The following is an 18,192-nucleotide window of genomic DNA, read 5'->3' as shown; positions in this document are numbered from 1 at the left end:
TTCAGCTGACGGATTTCAGCTGACAGATTTCAGCGAACGGATTTCGTCTTCTGTTCGCTGAAATCTGTCAGCTGTTCTTTGTTCTCCGCCCCCGCCCTTCCCGCTGATCCGTCAACTACCCATTGGTAGCTGAGCGGTGTGCTTGTCGGATCACGCCTCCTGTGGAACAACTGATGAGTTGACGTCGAATCAGGAGGACTCGGATGAGGGCTCTGACCCGCCTCGCGCCATCACTGCTGATCGCCACCGCTCTGATATGGGCCACCACCGGGTCGGCCGGGGCCGCGGCGCCGCCGCCGAAGGTGCCGGAGGCGGTGGGGTGGGGCGGGGCGGTGGCCAGTGTGGACGCCGACGCGACCGCGGCCGGGATCGAGGTGCTGCGCAAGGGCGGGAACGCCGTGGACGCGGCGGTGGCGGCCGCGGCGGCGCTCGGGGTGACCGAGCCGTACTCGTCCGGGATCGGCGGTGGCGGGTACTTCGTCTACTACGACCACGCCACCGGCCGGGTGCACACCATCGACGGCCGTGAGGTGGCCGGCCGCACGGCCGACGGCGGGCTGTTCCTGGAGGACGGCAAGCCGCTGGCCTTCGCCGACGCCGTCACCAGCGGCCTGTCCGTCGGTGTCCCCGGCACCCCCGCCACCTGGGACTCCGCGCTGCGCCAGTGGGGTACCCGCTCGCTCGCCCAGAACCTCGAACCCGCCGAGCGGATCGCCGAGAACGGCTTCGTCGTCGACGACACCTTCCGCGGCCAGACGGCCGACAACTACGACCGGTTCAAGGACTTCCCGGCCACCGCCGAGCTCTACCTGCCCGGCGGCAAGCCCCCCGAGGTCGGCACCGTGCTGCGCAACCCCGACCTCGCCGCCACCTACCGGCTGCTCGCCAAGGACGGCGTGAAGGCTTTCTACCAGGGCGAGTTGGCCAAGGACATCGTCAACACCGTGCAGCACCCGCCGGTCGACCCGGCCTCCGGCCGCAACGCCCGTCCCGGGAGGGTCGACACCGCCGACCTGGCCGCCTACCAGGTCCGCCGCCAGGCGCCCACCCACGTCGCCTACCGCGACTACGACGTCTACTCGATGGCCCCGTCCAGCTCCGGCGGCACCACCGTCGGCGAGGCGCTCCACATCCTGGAGGACGGCGACCTCTCGACCTACAGCGGCACGCAGTACTACCACCACTTCCTGGACGCCTCCCGGATCGCCTTCGCCGACCGCAACCGGTGGGTCGGCGACCCGGCCTTCGGCGACGTCCCGACCAAGCAACTGCTCTCCGAGCGCTACGCCGCCTCCCGCGCCTGCCTGATCAGCCCCGACCGCGCCCTCACCAGCCCGCTCGCCCCCGGCGACCCGCGCCACCCGGCCGACTGCGCCGACACCGGCCAGGCCGTCGCCGAGCCGTACGAGGGGCCGAACACCACCCACCTGACGGTCGCGGACCGTTGGGGCGACATCGTCTCGTACACCCTCACCATCGAGCAGACCGGCGGCAGCGGCATCACCGTCCCCGGCCGGGGCTTCCTGCTCAACAACGAGCTGACCGACTTCGACTTCGTCCCGCTCACCGCGGGCGTGCCCGACCCGAACCTGCCCGGCCCGGGCAAGCGGCCGCGCTCCTCGATGTCCCCGACCATCGTGCTGCGCGACGGCGAGCCGCTGCTGGCCACCGGCAGCCCCGGCGGCGCGACCATCATCACCACCACCCTGCAGGTGCTGCTCGGTCGCCTCGACCGGGGCCTGAGCCTGGAGCAGGCCATCGCCGCTCCGCGCGCCAGCCAGCGCAACACCGTCGCCACCCAGGCCGAGCCCGGCTTCCTGGCGCTGCCCGAGCGGGCCGGGCTGGAGGGCCTCGGGCACCGGTTCACGTCCGTGGCCGAGATCGGCGCCGCCACCGGTGTGGAGCGGCTGCCGGACGGCCGCTGGGTGGCCGCCGCCGAACCGGTGCGGCGCGGCGGCGGCTCGGCCGCGGTGGTCCGACCCGCGGGCTGACCGGATCGGCCTGTCGGTGGCGGGCGGTATGTTCGGGGTGGGCCTCCCTCGGGGGCCCACCCCCGTCCGTACCGACCGAACCACCGGGAAGGCCGCCCGCCGTGACCGTCCGCATCGCCACCTGGAACATCAACTCCGTCACCGCGCGGCTGCCCAAGCTCCTGGAGTGGCTGGAGAGCGCCAAGCCCGACGTGCTCTGCCTCCAGGAGCTCAAGTGCGCGGCCGACGCCTTCCCGTACGACGAGGTCCGCGAGCTCGGCTACGAGACGGCCGCGCACGGCACCGGCCGGTGGAACGGCGTCGCCATCGTCTCCCGGCTCGGCCTGGAGGACGTCGTGCGCGGCCTGCCCGACCAGCCCGGCTTCCTCGCCGACGGCGCCATGCTGTCCGACGTCGAGCCGCGTGCGATCGCCGCCACCTGCGGCCCGGTCCGGGTCTGGTCGGTCTACGTGCCCAACGGCCGCGAGGTCGGCCACGCGCACTACCGGTACAAGCTGGAGTGGCTGGAGGCGCTGCGCAAGGCGTCCGTCGAGGACGCGGCCGGCCCGCGCCCCTTCGCCGTCCTCGGGGACTTCAACATCGCCCCCACCGACGAGGACGTCTACGACGTCGCCGCCTTCGAGGGCCTCACCCACGTCACCCCCACCGAGCGCGCCGCGCTGGAGGCGCTCGGCGGGATCGGCCTGCACGACGTGCTGCCGCGCCCGCTCAAGTACGACCGCCCCTACACCTACTGGGACTACCGCCAGCTGGCCTTCCCGAAGAACCGGGGCATGCGGATCGACCTCACCTACGCCAACAAGCCTTTCGTGGACGCCGTCACCGACAGCTACGTGGACCGCGAGGCCCGCAAGGGCAAGGGCACCTCGGATCACGCCCCGGTCGTGGTCGACCTCGACCTCTGAGTCACGAGAATCACGCTGAGTGATGGGCCGTCGCTCGAACGGCCCTGAGCGGTGGCCGGGCGCGAGGCGCCTGCCTACCGTCGGTGAATGACCGGGTGCAGTTGAAAGACCACGTGGACATGGGAGTCCCCGACTGCGCCCGAGAATCCCGGAGGTTCCGGCATGCGCCCCATGCGTACGGCCGCCGCCGCCCTGATCGGCGCGACGGTGCTGACCGGTCTGACGGCCCCCCTCGCATCCGCCAGGGACGGTGCGGCCTCGGTCAGCCCGACTCGGGCCGCACCGGGCCAGACCGTAAGGGTCACGGTCTCCTGCGAGAAGTCGGACAAGCCCGACGCCAAGACCATCGCCGCCCACTCCGCCGCCTTCGAGGGCGGCCCCGCGACCCTCACCCTGGGCGCCGACGGCAAGCACACCGGCTCCGCCCGGCTGGCCTCCCAGCACTCAGGGGACAGCAAGGTCGACGGCACCTGTCCGGACGGCGGCGCCTTCTCGACCACCGTCACGGTCACCACCGTGACGGCCGCCGGCCCCGACAACGGCCTCGGCGACTGGGGCAAGGCGGCGGGGGAGTGGGCCGGCTCGCTCGGCCAGTCCGGTGCCGGCAGTCAGCAGGTGGCCCCGCACGGTGCGGTGACGACCGGCCTCGGCGGCTCGGTCGCGGGCAACCCGGCGGAGCTGGTCAGCGGCCTGGCGCTGGTCGCGGGCGGTGTCGGCGGCTTCTGGCTGCTTCGGAGGCGCGCCGCCTGACGGCCCTCGCCTCCTTCGCGTTCCCGCGTCGCGGCCCCCGCCCCCCACGGGGGACGGCCGGGCGAGCGCGCCGACGGCGGGGGGGGCGGCGGCCCCGCGGCGGCGCCCCGGCGCCGCCCGGTGCCGGGGCCGGCCCCGCCGCCCCCCTCCGGCCCCGGCCCCGCGACGGTGCGTCAGGCGGTCGCCCGCTCCTGCCGCTCCTGGTGCTGGAGGATGCCGCTGGCCAGCAGGTACTGGGCCAGGACGTACGTCGCCATGATCCAGAACTGATGCCCCGGCAGCTCGCGCCACTTCGCCAGCTGGGTGGCGATCAGCGTGTCGGAGAGCAGGAACAGCGCCCCGCCCAGCCCGGTGCGCCAGCCCAGCCCGGCCGAGGTGACGGCCGTCGAGGTGAGCAGCAGGCTGTAGCCCGCCACCGGGACCTTCAGGTCCCCGAGGTCCGGCCAGAGCCGGCTGACCAGGCCCACCCAGGCCGTCGCGTACGCGGCCGCGACCACCAGGGCGCGACGGCGGTCGGTGAGCGCCCCGCGCTGGACGAACATCGTCACGTAGCAGACGTGCGCCGCCGCGAACGAGCCCATGCCGGCCAGGAACGCGGGGTCGTTCTTCAGCTGCAGCAGCACGTCCCCGCCCGCGCTCGCCAGCAGCGCCGGCGCCAGCAGCTTCGGCGTCTGCCGACCGGCCGTCGTGGCAGCCGTCACGCTGTGCGCGGCCAGCAGCGGCATCAGGGCCGGCTTGGTGGCGTTCTGCAGCACCGAGGCGCCGGACAGGATCGAGCCCAGGTGCGCCGCCGAGGTGGCCGCGAACCCGCCGAGCAGGCCGGTGGCCGAACGCAGGCGGCTGCCGAGGCCGGCGGCGCGGGTGGTCGTACTGATGCTCATGCGGCGAGTGCCTCCGAGTCGCTCGGGTGGGGTCCCATCGACCCTGAAGGAGCCGACGGGGCCGGGGAAAGAGCAGGTTACCCGTGCGTAACCCCAGTTGGGTACGGTGGATGACGGGACGGCCGGGTAGCGGAGGGTGCGCGGCCGCTTCAAGGGCTCTTGCGGAGAGTTCCTCAGGAGGGCGGTTGCTGCCACGGGGTGACCCGGTCACCGTCTAGTCTGGATCCCGACATGGAGCAGCAGGAGTACGCGGTCGGCGCCACCCGGGTGGCCGTCGGCAGGCCGGACGGACGCACGGGCGGGGCAGGACGGGGAGCCGCCGACGCCGTCCTCGCCGTACGCGAAGCCGACTCCTCCCCGGGCTGCTCGTCGGACTCCCCGCCGGACCGTGACCCCGCCGGTGCTGATGCGGCAGCCGAGCTCGCTCCCGAGGACGGCGCTGACGGCCCGCTCGCGACCGGGGAGGGCCTCTCGCCCGATCCGGGGCTGCTGCGACTCGCCCACTGGTTCGCCGCCGCCGCCCCCGGCACCGCGGACGACCTGTGCACCGCCTCCTTCGGCCTCTACCCCGCCCGCCACCTCGGCGCCCCCGCCGAGCCCGCCGACCCCGGCGTCAGTTGGTGGCACGGCCCGACCGCCCACGGCGGCGTCACCGTCCCGCGCGCCCGCGACGCCCGCACCGACGGCGGCCTGCGCCGGGCCCGGCGCGACGATGCCGCACTGCCCGTCGTCCGGTCAGGCGCCAAGCCGGGCGGGCCCGGCAGGCACCGCAAGCCCGAGCGGGTCCGGGCGCTCCCGGGCACACCCACCGAACCGCAGGATCGATCCGGCGCGGAGCTCCCGGCCGCCGAACGCCGCATCGCCGCCCGGCTGTTGCTCGCCCGCCCGCTGGTCACCGCCTCCGGTCCGCACGCTGACGGCTTCCCGCTGATCCGCCGTCACCGCGACTGGCTCACCGAGCGCTTCGACACCCTGCTCGGCTACCGGCTGGTCGTCGGCCCCTGGCACGCCCGGCTCTGCAAGGCGGGCCTCGGCCCCGGCGCCGCCCGCCGCCTCGAACACCCCGTCACCAGCGCCCCGTTCACCCCGGCCGGCTACGCCCAACTCGCGCTCGCCCTGGCCCTGCTCGTCGACGCCCCCGAGCAACTCCCGTACGGGCGGCTGCTCGACGCGATGCGCGCCGCCGCCCCCGAACTCGCCGCCGAGCCGGCCGACCTCACGATGGCGCTCGCCGCGCTCGCCGCCTGGCAGGTGCTGGGCGACCTGCCGTCCGACCCGGCCGACGCCGACTTCGTGCTCACCGTCGACCGCGAACTCGCCCGCGCCGTCCCGGCCGGCCCGCCCGCCCTCGCCGACGACGCCGCCGACCTCATCCGCCGCGCCGCCGAGGCCGAGCCCGCCACCGCCGTCCGCCGCCTCCTCGCCGAGACGCCCGCCGTCCTCGCCGCCGACCTCCCCGAGGAGCGGCGCGCCTGGTTGCACGAGCACCGGCTCAGCGGCCCGGCCGCGCTCGCCGAGTTCCTCGGTCTCGAAGCCGAACTGCGCGCCGAGGGCGTCGCCCTGCTCGACCCGGCCGCCGAGCTCACCGACCTCGCCCTCCCCGGCGCCGGCACCCTCGCCCAGGCCACCCTGCTGCTGGTCGAGCGCCTGGTCGAGGAGGTCCGCCCGCTGCCCGGCGAGAGCACCGACGGCGACGTCCCCATCCCCGACGCCCTGATAGACGGCGTCCTCGGCGACATCACCGACGAATACGGCCTCCCCGCGCGCTACCTCGCCGACCGCACCGCCCTGCGCCGAGACGCCCTCGACCTCCTCCACCGCCTCGGCCTCATCGCCCCCACCCCCCGCACCACCTGGCTCCTCCGCCCCCCGGCCGCCCGCTACGCCCCGGCCCCCGACCTCCACCCCACCCCCAGCACCGGCCGCCACTCCCGCCCGGCGGTCCCGCCCCCGGCGGCGGGAGAGGGGCGGCGGGCGTAGGAGGGATTCCGGCGCCGCCCGCGGGAGCGGCCGCCCGCAAGGGGAACCGGTATCGCTCGCGCCCGCGTGGGCAGCACCGGGCGTGGGCCCGTGCGAGGCGGCGGGCTGCGGTCGCCACGCCCGCGCCCGGACCTCATGGGTCCGCTCTGACGACGGCCCACAGGTGCGCTGCGTCCTCCCGCGCAGGGAGCGCGAAAGCACCGCGTCCGGGGTGGACGGCGGTGCTGGGTGGGGCCGGTTACTTGCTGGCGGTGGTGGTGGCGAGGGGGCCGCGCTGGACGGTTTCGACGGTGGCGCCGACGCCGAGGGTGCCGAGGGCGATGGAGGCGAGGACGGCGGTGCAGGCGAGGAGGCGGCGGTGGCGCTGCGGGAGGGGGAAGCGCGGTTCCTGGTAGGGCGCCTGAGGGCTGGCGTTCATGACAGCGAGGGTCCCAGGGCGGTGTGAACGGTCGGTACGCGCGGGTGAAGTCCGGACGGGGGTTGGGCGTCGGTTGGCCGCATACGCCCCACCCGGCCGCCGGGTGGGGCGTATGCGCTGGTCAGTGGGGGCGTCCGCGTGCGGCGAGGGTCTCGCCGCCGGCGACTCGTACGGCGGCCCGGAGGCCGTGGGCGGGGTGGAGGCGGGTGGGAACTTTCGTTCCGTCGGGCCGACGGGGGACGGAGGGTCAGGCGGCGCGCTCCCCGCTCGGCCGGTGCGCGGCGGCGAGGTAGCGGGAGAGTGCCCGGCGGCTGCGGGCGAGGTCGTCGATCCGGGCGTCCAGGTCGGCGAGTTCGCCGCGCAGGGTGGCGACCAGGTCCGGGCAGGCCTCCAGCACGGGGACCGGGCCGGTGGCGCAGGGCAGTAGTTCGGCGATGACCCGGGTGGGCAGGCCGGCCGCGAGCAGGCTGCGGATCTGCCAGACCCGCACGGTGTCCTCCTCTCCGTACTCCCGGTAGCCGGCCGCGGTGCGGGCGGGCTGGAGCAGGCCCTGCTCCTCGTAATAGCGGAGGAGGCGGGCGGACACCCCGGTCAGGCGGGCGAGTTCTCCGATGCGCATGATCGGGCAACGTGGTCCGTGATCGAGGTGTTCCCGGTCGGCTCAGGCCTTCACGAACTCCAGCAGAACGTCGCGGAGTTGGGGCAGTGCCTCGACCATCGGCAGGTGACCGCTGGGGAGTTCGACGAAGCGGGCGCCGGGGATGCCCTCGGCCAGCAGGCGGTGCTGGGACGGTTGGACGAGCATGTCCTCGGCTGCGCCGACGACCGTCGTGGGGACGGTGATCGCGGCCAGTTCCTCGCGCACGTCGACCCGGGCGGCGAGCCGGAACTGCTGCGGGAAGCCCTTCGGCAGCGGGGACTTGAGCGCCTCCTCCAACTCGGCGAGCTGCTCGGGGGGCAGCGCGTCCACCCAGCTGTGGCCGAGGACGACGGTGAGCATCAGCCGGGCGAGGTCGGCCGGCCGGTCCTCGAGGGCGACCATCAGCTCCGAGAGCATGCTCAGCCGCGCCGAGCCGCCGGCCACGCCCGCGAGCAGCAGCAGCGAGCGGACCCGCTCGGGGTGGCGGGTGGCGATCCGGACCGCGACGGCGGCGCCCAGCGAGAAGCCGGCCAGGTCGAAGGTGGACAGGCCTTCCTCGTCGGCGGCGGCGACCAGCCGCTCGGCGAGCTCGTCGAGGGTGGGCTCGCCGGGCTCGTACGGGCTGTCACCGGAGCCCGGGTAGTCGGGGGCGACGACGGTGCGGTGCGCGGCGAGGTCGGGCAGCAGCGGACCCCAGTTGTCCCGGGCGCTGCCGGCGGCGCCGTGGGCGAGCAGCAGGCCGGGGCCGGAGCCCTGGACGATCCGGGCGAGCGGGGCGAACGCGGTGGGGGTGGACGGCATGAGGGCCTCCTCGGCGGGGCGGGCGGGGATGGGCGGGCGGGCGTGGACGGACGTGGGCGAGCGCGGACGGGCCGGACAGGCGGGATTTCGCGGGTTCACGCGGGTTCACGCGGGACTGTTCCGACAGCGGGAACGCTAGGTGTTCACACCGGTGAGAAGGTCAAGCCGGAGCGCGCGCGGGAACCCCGGCCGACGCCCCTGGTTACGTGAAGCGCCGGAGCCCCTACGCTGAGACATGGAGCGCCATTCGGACAGTGCCGTCCGGATGCCGCTGCGCTCCGCCGCCGGGGTGCTCACTGTGCCCGCGTTGGCCGCGCCGGTGTTCGCCCCGGGCCGGGCGGCCGCCGAGGAGGTGACCTGGCCCGTGTCCGGAATCGTCAAACCGCTTCCTGCCGAGTGGTTCGTCCCGCACGACACCAATGCCGAGATGCGTTGGGAGGCTCTGCGTGACGCCGACGGCAAGGCCACGATCGGCCGTCATGTGCCGACGGAACGGTTCTTCGTCCGCAACCACACCGGCACCCCGCTGATCGACCCGGACCGCTGGCGGCTGCGGCTGTTCGGCAGCGGCCTGCGCGGCGCCCCGACCGCCGAGCAGGCGGTCGAGTTCGGCCTGGCGGACCTGCGGGCCCTGCCGGCCACCCGGATCGACGCGGTGATCGAGTGCGCCGGCAACGGCCGCAGCTACTACCGCAGCCAGCAGCGCCAGTCCGTGCCCGGCACCCCGTGGACGCTCGGCGGCATCGGCTCGGCGAGCTGGCGCGGGGTCCGGCTGGCCGAGGTGCTGCGGGCGGCCGGGCTGACCGACGGCGCGGTGGACCTGCTGCCGGTCGGCCTGGACCCGGACTACGTGGTCGGCGGCGTCAACTACGGCCCGGTGCGCCGCCCGCTGCCGGTCGCCAAGGCGCTGGAGGACGTGCTGCTCGCGTACGAGATGAACGACGAGCCGCTGACCCCCGACCACGGCGCGCCGGCCCGGCTGGTGGTGCCCGGCTGGGTGGGCATCGCCTCGATCAAGTGGGTCGGCGGCATCGAGGTGGCCGACCACCCGCTCCGCTCGCCGTGGAACACCGACTTCTACCGGATGTTCGGCCCGGACTACCCGCCCGGCGGCGGTGCCCCGCTCAGCACCCAGGTGGTGAAGTCCGCCTTCGAGCTGGCCGCGGGCGCGGTGCTGGAGGCCGGGCGAGACCACCGGCTGCACGGACGTTCGTGGTCCGGCACCGCCCCGGTGAGCCGGGTCGAGGTGAGCACCGACGGCGGCCGGAGCTGGCGGCCCGCCGCGCTGTGCGAGGAGCCGCTCGCCGACAACTGGACGCGTTGGAGCATCGACTGGCGCCCCGAGCGGCCCGGCCCGTACGAGCTGCGCGCCCGCGCGACGGACCGCCTCGGTGGCACCCAGTCGGAGCGGGCGCCGTTCAACCGGGAGGGCTACCTGTTCGGCGCCGTGGTGGTGCACCCGGTGGCGGTGGTCTGACGAAGCCGGGGCTCAGCCGGTGGACTGGACCTCGTACGGGGCCGGGTAGTGGGTCTCGTACGGGGTCAGTACCAGCCGCACCACGTCCTCCAGCCGCCGCCGGGCGTCCCCGAGGGTGGTGCGGCCGGTCACCCAGGCGGTCAGCTCCCCCTGCCAGGCGTGCGCGACGATGTGCCGCACCAGGTCGCTTGCCGCCGCCGGCACCTCGGCCGTCACCGCCTGCAGGGCGGCGCTGTCGGCCCGGGCCATCCCCTGCAGGGCCTCGCTGGCGAAGGGATCGGTGGAGGCGGCGACGGCCACCCGAAGCCGGGCCAGCTCGGGCTGGCGCTGGTAGGCCCGCATCCCGCCCCGGACGTACCGCACCGCCCGGTCGGTGGCCCCCAGCCCGGCGCGCGGTCCGCGCAGCTCGGCCACCAGGTCGGCCAGCAACAGGCGGTGCCACTCGGCGATCGCCGCTGCCAGGAGGTGGTCCTTGGAGGAGAAGTAGCGGTACGCCGTCCCCAGGGCGACTCCGGACCGCTCGCAGACCTGCTTCATCTGCAGCCGCTCGACGCCGATCTCGTTCACCAGGGCGAGCGCGGCCGCGATCAGGCTTTCGCGGCGTTCGAGCTGACGCGGAGACATCGCCTCCACCGGCCGTGGTGACAGGTCAACCTTGGTCACCCGCACCATGATACGGGCCGGGGCCGCTCAGGAGTATGACGCCGACCGGCCCCCTTCCGTTCGCCGGGCGGCCACCGGGGTGATCGGGGCCGTCCGCCGGCTACGGCAGCCTGCGGATCAGCGCCTCCTGGGCGGCCGAGGCCACCAGTCGGCCGTCCCGGTCGTAGAACTCGCCGAGCGACAGGCCCCGGCCGTCCGAGGCGGACGGGCTGCGCTGGGCGAACAGCAGCCATTCGTCGGCCCGGAACGGGCGGTGGAACCACATCGCGTGGTCCAGCGAGGCCATCAGCAGCCGAGGCGGCTCGGTGCGCTGGAAGAAGTTCGGCTGCTCGTGCAGTCCGGCGGTGGAGGCCAGGGTGAGGTCGGACAGGTAGGTGAGCGCGCAGGCGTGCAGCAGTGGGTCGCCGGCCGGGAACGGGGTGGCGGTGCGCAGCCAGACGAACTGCTGCGGCATACCCGGGACGGTCGGCGGCACGCCCGGGGCGTCCGGCGGCACGAAACGCAGTTCGAGGTCGCGGAAGCCGTCCGAGTTCCTGACCGCCTCGCGCAACTCCTCGGGCCAGTGGGAGAAGGCGTCGACAAGCGTCTCCGGGGCGGGCACCGGCGGCATCCCGCGGTGGCGCTCGTCGGTCGGCTCCGGGCGCTTGAAGGAGGCGGTGAGGCTGAAGATCTCGTTCCGGTCCTGCACCGCCCGGACCCGGCGGGTGGCGTAGGTGACGCCCTCGCGCAGCCGCTCGACCTCGTAGGTGATCGGCCGGGTGGGGTTGCCGGGCAGCAGGAAGTAGCTGTGCAGCGAGTGCACCGCGCGCAGGGCCTCGCAGGTGCGTCCGGCGGCGGCGAGGGCCTGGGCGGCGACATGGCCGCCGAAGGCGCGCATCGGGGCCCCGGCGTGGCAGTAGCCCCGGAACGTGTTCTCGTCCAGCTGCTCGATCTCCAGCAACTCGGCGAACGGAGCGGCCGGGCGGGGCGCCTGCTCGGCCGGGATCTGCTGTTCGGTCAGGTCGGTCACCGGCCCATAGTGGCAGAAGCCAACCGTACGGTGGTGTGTCCTGGGTAACACTCACGTCTGTAGAACGCGTTTCATTTCGATGTCGGCCCGATGGACTGTCAGGCCGGTCACCTAGCGTGCTCCGTATGACGCAATCCGCACACGCGTACGCCTATCTGCGCCCGTCGGCCGTCCTGGACGGCACCGACGGCCGAAGCCTCGACCTGGCCACCTCCGGCGGCGCCACCCCGCTCGGGGCGGCGGCCAACCCGCGCTTCTTCGCGGGTTTCCTGGCCGCTCCGGCCTCGGCCGCAGCCGCGCTGCTCGCCGTCGCGGACGTCGCCGCCGCCCGCTACTACCAGTCCCGGCTGCGCGCCTCGCTCGACCCGGTCGTCACCGCCAACGGGGACCGGCTGCGCTTCGAGTCCTTCTCCGGCTGCTGCGGCGTCTACGCCCGGCTCGACGTGCTCCAGGCCGGGCTGGACGGTGACGAGATCGGGCACGGCACCACCAACGTGGACGTCAACAACCCGCTCCGCGAGGCGCTGACCAGGATCGGCCCGGCGGACCCGCTGCACCTCGCGGTCGGGCCGGACGCGCTGGAGGTCACCAGCTTCGACGGCCCGCTGGTGGAGAAGAAGGTGCCGCTGCCGGAGCGCTGGCTGCGCGGCTTCGCCGAGACCCAGGTGGTCGCCGCCGGATTCGACCTGCGCGCCGAACTGCCCGCCGCCGAGGCGGTGCGCTTCCTGCGCTCGCTGCCGCGCGGCGGACGCAGCACCGTGGGCTGGGTCGTCCCGGCCGGGCGGGCGCTGCGGCCCAGAGTCCGGGGTCGTGGTCTTCGAGCGGGCGCTGGACGGACTGGTCCGACAGGCCCACCGGGACCGGGCGGCACTGCTGGAGGCGCTGGAGCCGGTCCGCCGGACGAACCCATGGCGCGGCACCGGCCACTGGGGGGACTGCAGGCCCCACGACGTGCTCTACGTGGTGGCGGCGGTGGCGGGGGAAACGCCGCCGCGCCGGCTCTGGGACTACCTCAGCGGGCAGGGCCGCTCGCCACTGCGCGGTGCGCAGACCACGGTGCACGGCGCCGTGCTCGCCGCCCGACTGGAGGAGGCCGCCTGGCAGATCACGGCGAACCGGTCGCCGCACCTGCTCGCCACCCCGACGGACGCCACCGGCGCGGTCGCGGCGGCCGTGCTGGTCGAGCGCATCGCCGGGTACGAGGCGGCGGGCATCACCCCGGGCCGGGTCGACCTGAGCGCGGCCCTGCTGCGGGTCGGGCCCGACGCGGCCCCTGAGGTGCTGCGGGCCGCCGAGGGGCTGACCTCGCGGGCCGGGCGGTGGCTGGCCCACTGGCTGCGCACCGGCGGCCTGCCCGGGCAGCCGTCCGAGCGGGTGGTGTTCGCGCCCGGGCGGGGCTCGAAGCGCGGGCACGTCTACATGGACCGGTGGTGGGAGGACGTCCAGCGGATCGCCGTTGCCCAGCCGGGCATCGGCGCCGGGCCGGAGGGGCCGGACGGCGAGCGGCTCGCCCCCGAGTTCCAGGAGCTGATGGACGGCACCGAGCCCAGCGTGTCCCGGGCCCGCAAGGTGTACGACTGGGCCTGGCGGCCGATCCCGCACTGGATCGCGATGCTGCCCTGGCACCGGGAGGAGCTGGCCGCGCGCTGGCTCGATCACTTCGCCATGGGCGCGGACCGGGACGAGCGCGGGGCCGGGCGGTACCTACTGCTGCTCGCCGAGTCCGGCGGGCCGGCCGGGCTCGCGCTGCACCTGGCGGTGGCGTACGGCCTGGGCGCCCGGCACGCCGAGGACCGGACCGGTGCCGTCGACGCGTTGCTGGTGCTCGCCGCGCGCGGGGACCTGGACGGCGCGTTGCTCGGGCGGGAGCTGGGTGAGCTGATGGCGCGCGGCACGGTCAAGCCGACCCGGCTGGTGGCGGCGCTCGGCCTGGCGGCGGAGACCGGTGTCGGCGGGACGGTGTGGTCGGTGCTCGGGGCGGCGCTGCCGGGTCTGCTGGGGGCGGCGGATTCGTCCGTACGGGGGCTGGGCGACTTGCTCGCCCTGGCCACGGAGTGCGCCCGGCGCACCCGGGCGCGGGGGCCGATGGCCGAGGTGACGGCGATGGCGGAGCGGGGCGGGTCGGGTCGGGTGGTGAAGGAGGCCCGGGCGCTGCGGGACGTGCTCGCGGGGTGAGCGGGCGGCGGGGCCGGGTGGGGGCCCACGGCTGACGACTTTCAGGCGACAGCGTTCAGATGACAGCGTTCAGCGAACAGATTTCAGCGAACAGTGTTCAGCGAACGGATTTCGAAATCTGTTCGCTGAAATCTGTTACCTGTTCGCGCACCGCCGTCTCGGCGACCAGCGGCTCGATGCCGCGCGGCATGGCCGTCACCGCGCGCCACCAGAGCCGCAGCGCCGGCGGGTCGACGGGCTCGAAGGGCTTGCCGGGGCGGGGGACCGCGAGGCGGGCGCCGAGCGCCTGGGCGGCGGTGACGACGCGCTCGGCGGGCTCCTCCCACGGGTGGGCCGCCAGGTTGAAGGTGCACCAGTGGATCGGCAGCAGCAGCTCGCCGCCCAGGTCCAGGTGTGCCCGGACGCCCTCCTCGGGAGTCATGTGCACCTCGGGCCAGAACGCGCTGTACGCGCCGACCTGCATCATCGTCGCGTCGAACGGTCCGAGTCGACGCCCGATCTCCGCGAAGCCGGGGAAGTACCCGGTGTCCCCGCTGTGGAAGATCCGGTGCCCGCCACCCGCAACCACCCAGGACGACCACAGGAACAGCGTGCTGGTGCGCGGCCCGCGGCTGCAGTAGTGCCGGGCGGGCGTGGCGGTCAGGGTCAGCCCGGCGACCTCGGCGGACTCCCACCAGTCCAGTTCGACGATCCGTCCGACCGGCACCCCCCAGTGCTCCAGGTGCGCCCCGACCCCGAGCGGTACGGCGAACACCGCGTCGCCGCCGATCAGGGCCCGAACGGTGGCCATGTCCAGGTGGTCGTAGTGGTCGTGCGAGACCACCACCACGTCCACCGGCCCGAGTTCGGACAGCGGCAGGGGTACCGGGTGCAGCCGCTTGGGCCCGGTCCAGGCGAACGGGGAGCAGCGCTCGCCCCAGACCGGGTCGATCAGCACGCGCCGGCCACCGATCTCGGCGAGCACGGTGGCGTGCCCGAGCCAGGTGAGCCGCAGCCCGGACTCCGGCGGCGCGGCCAGGTCGACCGGCAGCAGTCGGTGCACCGGCACGGCGGCGGCCGGCGATCGGCGGGTCTTGTCCCCGCCCAGCTGAGCACGGGTGATCTCCAGCGGGCTCCGTTCGTACACCAGGCGGCGGGTCGGCACCGGGTTGCGGAAGGCGCCGTCGACGAACTGGGGCGAGCGGCGGATCCGGGCCAGCCGCTCGCCCCGGGGGTCGGCCCCGAAGGCGTCGGCCCGGACCCGGTGCCAGGCCGCTCGGGGGAGTCCGGCCAGTCCGGGGACTGCGCGGTCGGCGGCCGGTCCGGCGGACGGCGGGGCGAGCTGTGAGACCAGACCGGCGAGACGGGAGAACCACGGGACGGGGCGGGGCACGGCTCCTCCAGGGACGGTCACGGCTACCGGGCATGCCCGGACGCGCACCCTTGGGGCAGATGGGCCCCTGTGGTACGACAACCATCTCGTCGGAGACTACTCGCCGTGGGCCGTCCGGACTCGGTGGAGAGTCCGGCACGGTCCAATCGGCGTACCCGGCGCGGGTCGGAACCCGGATCCGCGCTTCGCGTGGAAGTCGGCGCTACACGTACCGGTCGGCGCTACGCGTAGAAGCGGGTGATCGCCTCCGCGACGCAGTGCGGCTTGGCGCTCTGCTCGCTCGTGACGGTGAACCGGACCACCGCCTGGACCCCGCCCGGCACCTCGGTGGCCGAGACCAGTTCGGCGGTGGCCCGGATCGCCGTGCCCACCGGCACCGGGGCCGGGAAACGCACCTTGTCCGAGCCGTAGTTCAGCGCCATCCGCACGCCCTCGACGCTGTAGCACTCCTTGGCCAGCACCGGGATCATCGACTGGGTCAGATAGCCGTGCGCGATGGTCGAGCCGAACCGGCTCTCCTTCGCCCGCTCCGGGTCCACGTGGATCCACTGGTGGTCCCCGGTCGCCTCGGCGAACAGGTCGATCTGCCGCTGGTCGATGGTGTGCCACTCGCTGGTGCCCAGTTCGGTGCCGACGGCGGCGGTCAGCTCGGCGAGGGAGGCGAAGGTCGTCACGGTGCGCTCCTGGAGGGGGACGGGCCCGGCGAGGGGCCAGGACGCCGGAAGCGTATGCCTACCCCTTGCTATCTGTCAGGAGCGGACGGGGAAAAGGGAAGCTCAGGGCGGCAGGGCGGCAGCGGGTCAGGGCCGCAGCGCCGCGTGCCCCAGCGGGCCCGGTCCCGGCGAGCCCTGGCCGGTCGGGAACAGCCGCCGCCCGCTGACCAGCTCCGGCACCAGCGCGATGAACAGCGGCTCCGGATCCCCCACCCACGGCCGCAGCCCGGAGCGCAGCACCCGCCGCACCTGGTCGGGGTCTCTTACCGCGTCCGCCCGCCCGTGCACCAGCACGCTCCACCCGGTGCGGGTGACCGGGTCCAGCAGATCGGTCTGGAAGGCCACCACCGTGCCGTCAAGCCCGCGCGCGGTGGCACTTCCCCGGCGCACGGCGAGCACCAGCCGCCCGTCCAGGACCTCGAATGAGACCGGCAGGACGGCCGGCAGTGCGTGCTCGGTGTACACCACGCGCCCGACGGGCACGGTGCTGAGCAGCCGCAGGCACTCGGCCTCGCTCAGGGTCTCCACACGGTCCTCACGCTCCATGCGTCCGATCGTCCTCCGGTCGGTACGCGCGTCGATAGGGCCCATGGTCCCTGGGCGGACGGGCCGTGAGCCCTGTCGGCGGCCGCCCGGAGCGGTAGCCTGCCCGGCGGGTGGAGGAATGGTGGAGGAGGGGGCGGACGGATGGCCGGCGGGGTCGATCTGGTGGTGATCGGGGCGGACGGGGGGCCGGACCGGGCGTACGGGGGGTCGGCGCTCGCGCCGGACGGCGCCCGGCTGCTGGCCGAGGTGCTGCCCGGGATGTGCTTCGACACCGGCGCGGCCGGCTGTCGCGTCACCCGTACGGCACCGGACGCGGACGCCAACGCGATGCTCACCGCCGTCCGGGGCGCCGCCCAGCACCGCGGCCGCTGGCTGGTGGTCTGCCTGGTCGGCCAGCTGGTCGCCGACCCCCGCGGCCGCAGGCTCGCCCTGGTCACCGGAGGCAGCACCCCCGACAACGCCTACCGGCGCGGCCTGGCCTGGGACTGGGTGGTCAGCGCGATGGTGCACGGCGATCAGGAGGAGGCGCTGCTGCTGGTCGACGCGGTGGCCGACCGCGACACCTGGACGGCGCTGGAGCGCGGCGGCGAGGACAGCGCGGGCGAACTGCTCAGCTACTCCCGGGTTCCGTTGTGGGGCCGGATCGGCCGCTTCACCCCGGGCAGACGCGGCCGGGACGCCGTACTGCCGGGCGGCGAGGGCTCGTTCAGCCGGGCACTCACCACCGTCCTGCGCCACGGCGTCCCGGGTGCCCCCGCGGCCGTCGCCCCGCTGGACCTCCAGCCCGCCGTCGCCGGGTTGCTGGACGGGGGAGAGTCGGCCGGTAGTTCGGGTGCGCCGGGCGCGCGCCTGCTCGTTCCGCCGCACGGCGGGCGCCTGTTGATGCGCAATCGGGCCGCGGTTCGGGGCGCATTGGCCGGATTGTCGCTTTCCGAAGAACTGTTGGCCGTCCTGTGGCGGGAAAGTGCCCCGACGGACCCGCCTTCCACGTAAGGTCAGGGGGCCTGAGGTGTTGCCGTGATGGGGTGGGTTGGCGAAGAATCGATGCCCAGCGGAAACACCGGCGGGACGAAGTAAATCTTCTGGCGGCCGTGGATCACGGATCGGCTCGGTCGCGACGAGGTGGGGCGATGCGGCAGCGCGGAAATGTGTTGCGCCCTGGGGTGGTTGGGGTTGGTGGGGCGGTTCTGGTGTTGCTGCTCGGCGCTTGTGCGAGCGGTGGTGCGGACGGTTCCGTCGATCGTCTCGGTTCGGCCGCGCCCACTGTTGCGGGAGTGAATCCGTTAACTCCTTCGGGTGGTTCGGTAAACGCCACGATCGCGCCGACCGACGGCCCGGAAGGGGCGATGGGGCGGTTGGCGGTGAACACATATCAGAACTGGTGGCAGGCGCAGGCCGAGGCTTTCGGGCGTACGGATTCGGACGGCACCGCGCTGGAGGCGTACTCCTCCGGACGTGCCCTGACCGACACCCTGGTCGGCCTCCGTCAACTGCACGACGCCAAACTGGTGATGACCGGAACACCGAGGAATTCGGCCGTGGTCAAGGCCATTGACCTGAAAGCCGATCCGCGGACCGCCGTGATCGAGGACTGCGTCGACCTGTCCGACTGGCATCGTGTCGATGCCGTCACCCGTGCGGCGAAGGAACCGGCCGACCGACTGAACCGCTATGTCGCGACCGTGTCCCTGCGCTGGTTCCAAGCGCATTGGCTGATCTACGACTTCAAGCGGGAGGTGGACCGGACATGCTGAACTCGCGGAAACCGGCCCGGCGGTTCGCGTTCGTCGCGTCGTTGTCCGCCGGGTTGTTGTTGTCCTCGGCGGCAACGGCGACGGCGGACGAACCACCGGATGCCGGAGCCGAACAAT

General features: G+C 74.3%; 17 protein-coding genes and 1 pseudogene. 9 read left to right on the top strand and 9 right to left on the bottom strand.

Annotated elements, in window-relative coordinates; translation table 11 throughout:
• The first annotated feature begins 203 nt into the window (after positions 1-203).
• The 3 genes from ggt (at position 204) to ABZW30_RS10520 (ending at position 3,646) form a co-directional block, all read left to right on the top strand.
• Positions 204-1,991: a gamma-glutamyltransferase gene (gene ggt / locus ABZW30_RS10530; protein ID WP_355670652.1), complete on the top strand. Its 1,788-nt coding sequence runs from the start codon at positions 204-206 to the stop codon at positions 1,989-1,991.
• A gap of 101 nt (positions 1,992-2,092) precedes the next feature.
• On the top strand, positions 2,093-2,896 hold the full coding sequence (locus tag ABZW30_RS10525) for an exodeoxyribonuclease III (RefSeq protein WP_355670651.1): 804 nt from the start codon (positions 2,093-2,095) through the stop codon (positions 2,894-2,896).
• 162 nt (positions 2,897-3,058) lie between these two features.
• Positions 3,059-3,646 carry a hypothetical protein gene (locus tag ABZW30_RS10520; protein ID WP_355670650.1) on the top strand — a complete coding sequence of 196 codons (588 nt, stop codon included), beginning with the start codon at positions 3,059-3,061 and terminating at the stop codon, positions 3,644-3,646.
• A gap of 173 nt (positions 3,647-3,819) precedes the next feature.
• On the opposite strand, the gene ABZW30_RS10515 is transcribed toward ABZW30_RS10520, so the two are convergent.
• On the bottom strand, positions 3,820-4,527 hold the full coding sequence (locus ABZW30_RS10515) for a lysoplasmalogenase (RefSeq protein ID WP_355670649.1): 708 nt from the start codon (positions 4,525-4,527) through the stop codon (positions 3,820-3,822).
• Between the two features lie 231 nt (positions 4,528-4,758).
• Between ABZW30_RS10515 and ABZW30_RS10510 the strand changes: the two genes are divergently transcribed.
• Complete coding sequence (locus tag ABZW30_RS10510; protein ID WP_355670648.1) at positions 4,759-6,507, top strand: DUF2398 family protein; 1,749 nt, start codon at positions 4,759-4,761, stop codon at positions 6,505-6,507.
• 238 nt (positions 6,508-6,745) lie between these two features.
• On the opposite strand, the gene ABZW30_RS10505 is transcribed toward ABZW30_RS10510, so the two are convergent.
• From ABZW30_RS10505 to ABZW30_RS10495, 3 genes are all read right to left on the bottom strand, one after another.
• Complete coding sequence (locus ABZW30_RS10505; RefSeq protein WP_355670647.1) at positions 6,746-6,925, bottom strand: hypothetical protein; 180 nt, start codon at positions 6,923-6,925, stop codon at positions 6,746-6,748.
• A 247-nt stretch (positions 6,926-7,172) separates the two neighbouring features.
• On the bottom strand, positions 7,173-7,544 hold the full coding sequence (locus tag ABZW30_RS10500; protein ID WP_355670646.1) for a MerR family transcriptional regulator: 372 nt from the start codon (positions 7,542-7,544) through the stop codon (positions 7,173-7,175).
• A 42-nt stretch (positions 7,545-7,586) separates the two neighbouring features.
• Positions 7,587-8,366, bottom strand: a complete 780-nt coding sequence (locus ABZW30_RS10495) for an alpha/beta fold hydrolase (protein WP_355670645.1) — start codon at positions 8,364-8,366, stop codon at positions 7,587-7,589.
• A 235-nt stretch (positions 8,367-8,601) separates the two neighbouring features.
• On the opposite strand from ABZW30_RS10495, the gene ABZW30_RS10490 reads away from it, so the two are divergent.
• A complete protein-coding gene (locus ABZW30_RS10490; protein ID WP_355670644.1) occupies positions 8,602-9,843 on the top strand; it encodes a sulfite oxidase in 1,242 nt (413 codons plus the stop codon).
• Positions 9,844-9,855: 12 nt separating this feature from the next.
• Here the strand turns inward: ABZW30_RS10490 and ABZW30_RS10485 are convergent, their stop codons facing one another.
• Both ABZW30_RS10485 and ABZW30_RS10480 read right to left on the bottom strand, forming a co-directional pair.
• Complete coding sequence (locus ABZW30_RS10485) at positions 9,856-10,506, bottom strand: TetR/AcrR family transcriptional regulator (RefSeq protein ID WP_355670643.1); 651 nt, start codon at positions 10,504-10,506, stop codon at positions 9,856-9,858.
• A gap of 100 nt (positions 10,507-10,606) precedes the next feature.
• Positions 10,607-11,515 carry an acyl-CoA thioesterase domain-containing protein gene (locus tag ABZW30_RS10480; protein WP_355670642.1) on the bottom strand — a complete coding sequence of 303 codons (909 nt, stop codon included), beginning with the start codon at positions 11,513-11,515 and terminating at the stop codon, positions 10,607-10,609.
• A gap of 125 nt (positions 11,516-11,640) precedes the next feature.
• On the opposite strand from ABZW30_RS10480, the pseudogene ABZW30_RS10475 reads away from it, so the two are divergent.
• Both ABZW30_RS10475 and ABZW30_RS10470 read left to right on the top strand, forming a co-directional pair.
• Positions 11,641-12,312, top strand: a pseudogene (locus ABZW30_RS10475) (SWIM zinc finger family protein); the annotation flags it as partial.
• 13 nt (positions 12,313-12,325) lie between these two features.
• A complete protein-coding gene (locus ABZW30_RS10470) occupies positions 12,326-13,690 on the top strand; it encodes a DUF6493 family protein (RefSeq protein WP_355670641.1) in 1,365 nt (454 codons plus the stop codon).
• 97 nt (positions 13,691-13,787) lie between these two features.
• Here ABZW30_RS10470 and ABZW30_RS10465 read toward each other — a convergent pair whose 3' ends face one another.
• The 3 genes from ABZW30_RS10465 to ABZW30_RS10455 all read right to left on the bottom strand — a co-directional run bounded on the left by ABZW30_RS10465 (position 13,788) and on the right by ABZW30_RS10455 (position 16,321).
• Positions 13,788-14,963, bottom strand: coding sequence for an MBL fold metallo-hydrolase (locus ABZW30_RS10465; RefSeq protein ID WP_355670720.1), 1,176 nt, complete (start codon positions 14,961-14,963; stop codon positions 13,788-13,790).
• Between the two features lie 320 nt (positions 14,964-15,283).
• Positions 15,284-15,736, bottom strand: a complete 453-nt coding sequence (locus ABZW30_RS10460; RefSeq protein ID WP_355670640.1) for a MaoC family dehydratase — start codon at positions 15,734-15,736, stop codon at positions 15,284-15,286.
• 126 nt (positions 15,737-15,862) lie between these two features.
• Positions 15,863-16,321, bottom strand: a complete 459-nt coding sequence (locus ABZW30_RS10455) for a pyridoxamine 5'-phosphate oxidase family protein (RefSeq protein WP_355670639.1) — start codon at positions 16,319-16,321, stop codon at positions 15,863-15,865.
• A 141-nt stretch (positions 16,322-16,462) separates the two neighbouring features.
• Between ABZW30_RS10455 and ABZW30_RS10450 the strand changes: the two genes are divergently transcribed.
• Together ABZW30_RS10450 and ABZW30_RS10445 are read left to right on the top strand one after the other, a co-directional pair.
• Positions 16,463-17,314 (top strand): hypothetical protein, encoded by an 852-nt coding sequence (locus ABZW30_RS10450; protein WP_355670638.1) that lies wholly within the window; start codon positions 16,463-16,465, stop codon positions 17,312-17,314.
• Positions 17,315-17,451: 137 nt separating this feature from the next.
• Entirely contained in the window at positions 17,452-18,075 is a 624-nt protein-coding gene (locus ABZW30_RS10445) for a hypothetical protein (protein WP_355670637.1), read from the top strand.
• Positions 18,076-18,192 lie beyond the last annotated feature (117 nt).

Origin of the sequence: Kitasatospora sp. NPDC004669, assembly GCF_040609455.1 — a bacterium.
Classification (GTDB): domain Bacteria; phylum Actinomycetota; class Actinomycetes; order Streptomycetales; family Streptomycetaceae; genus Kitasatospora.
Note: the sequence above shows the minus strand (reverse complement) of the source record. Positions and strands in the feature narration are given on the sequence as shown.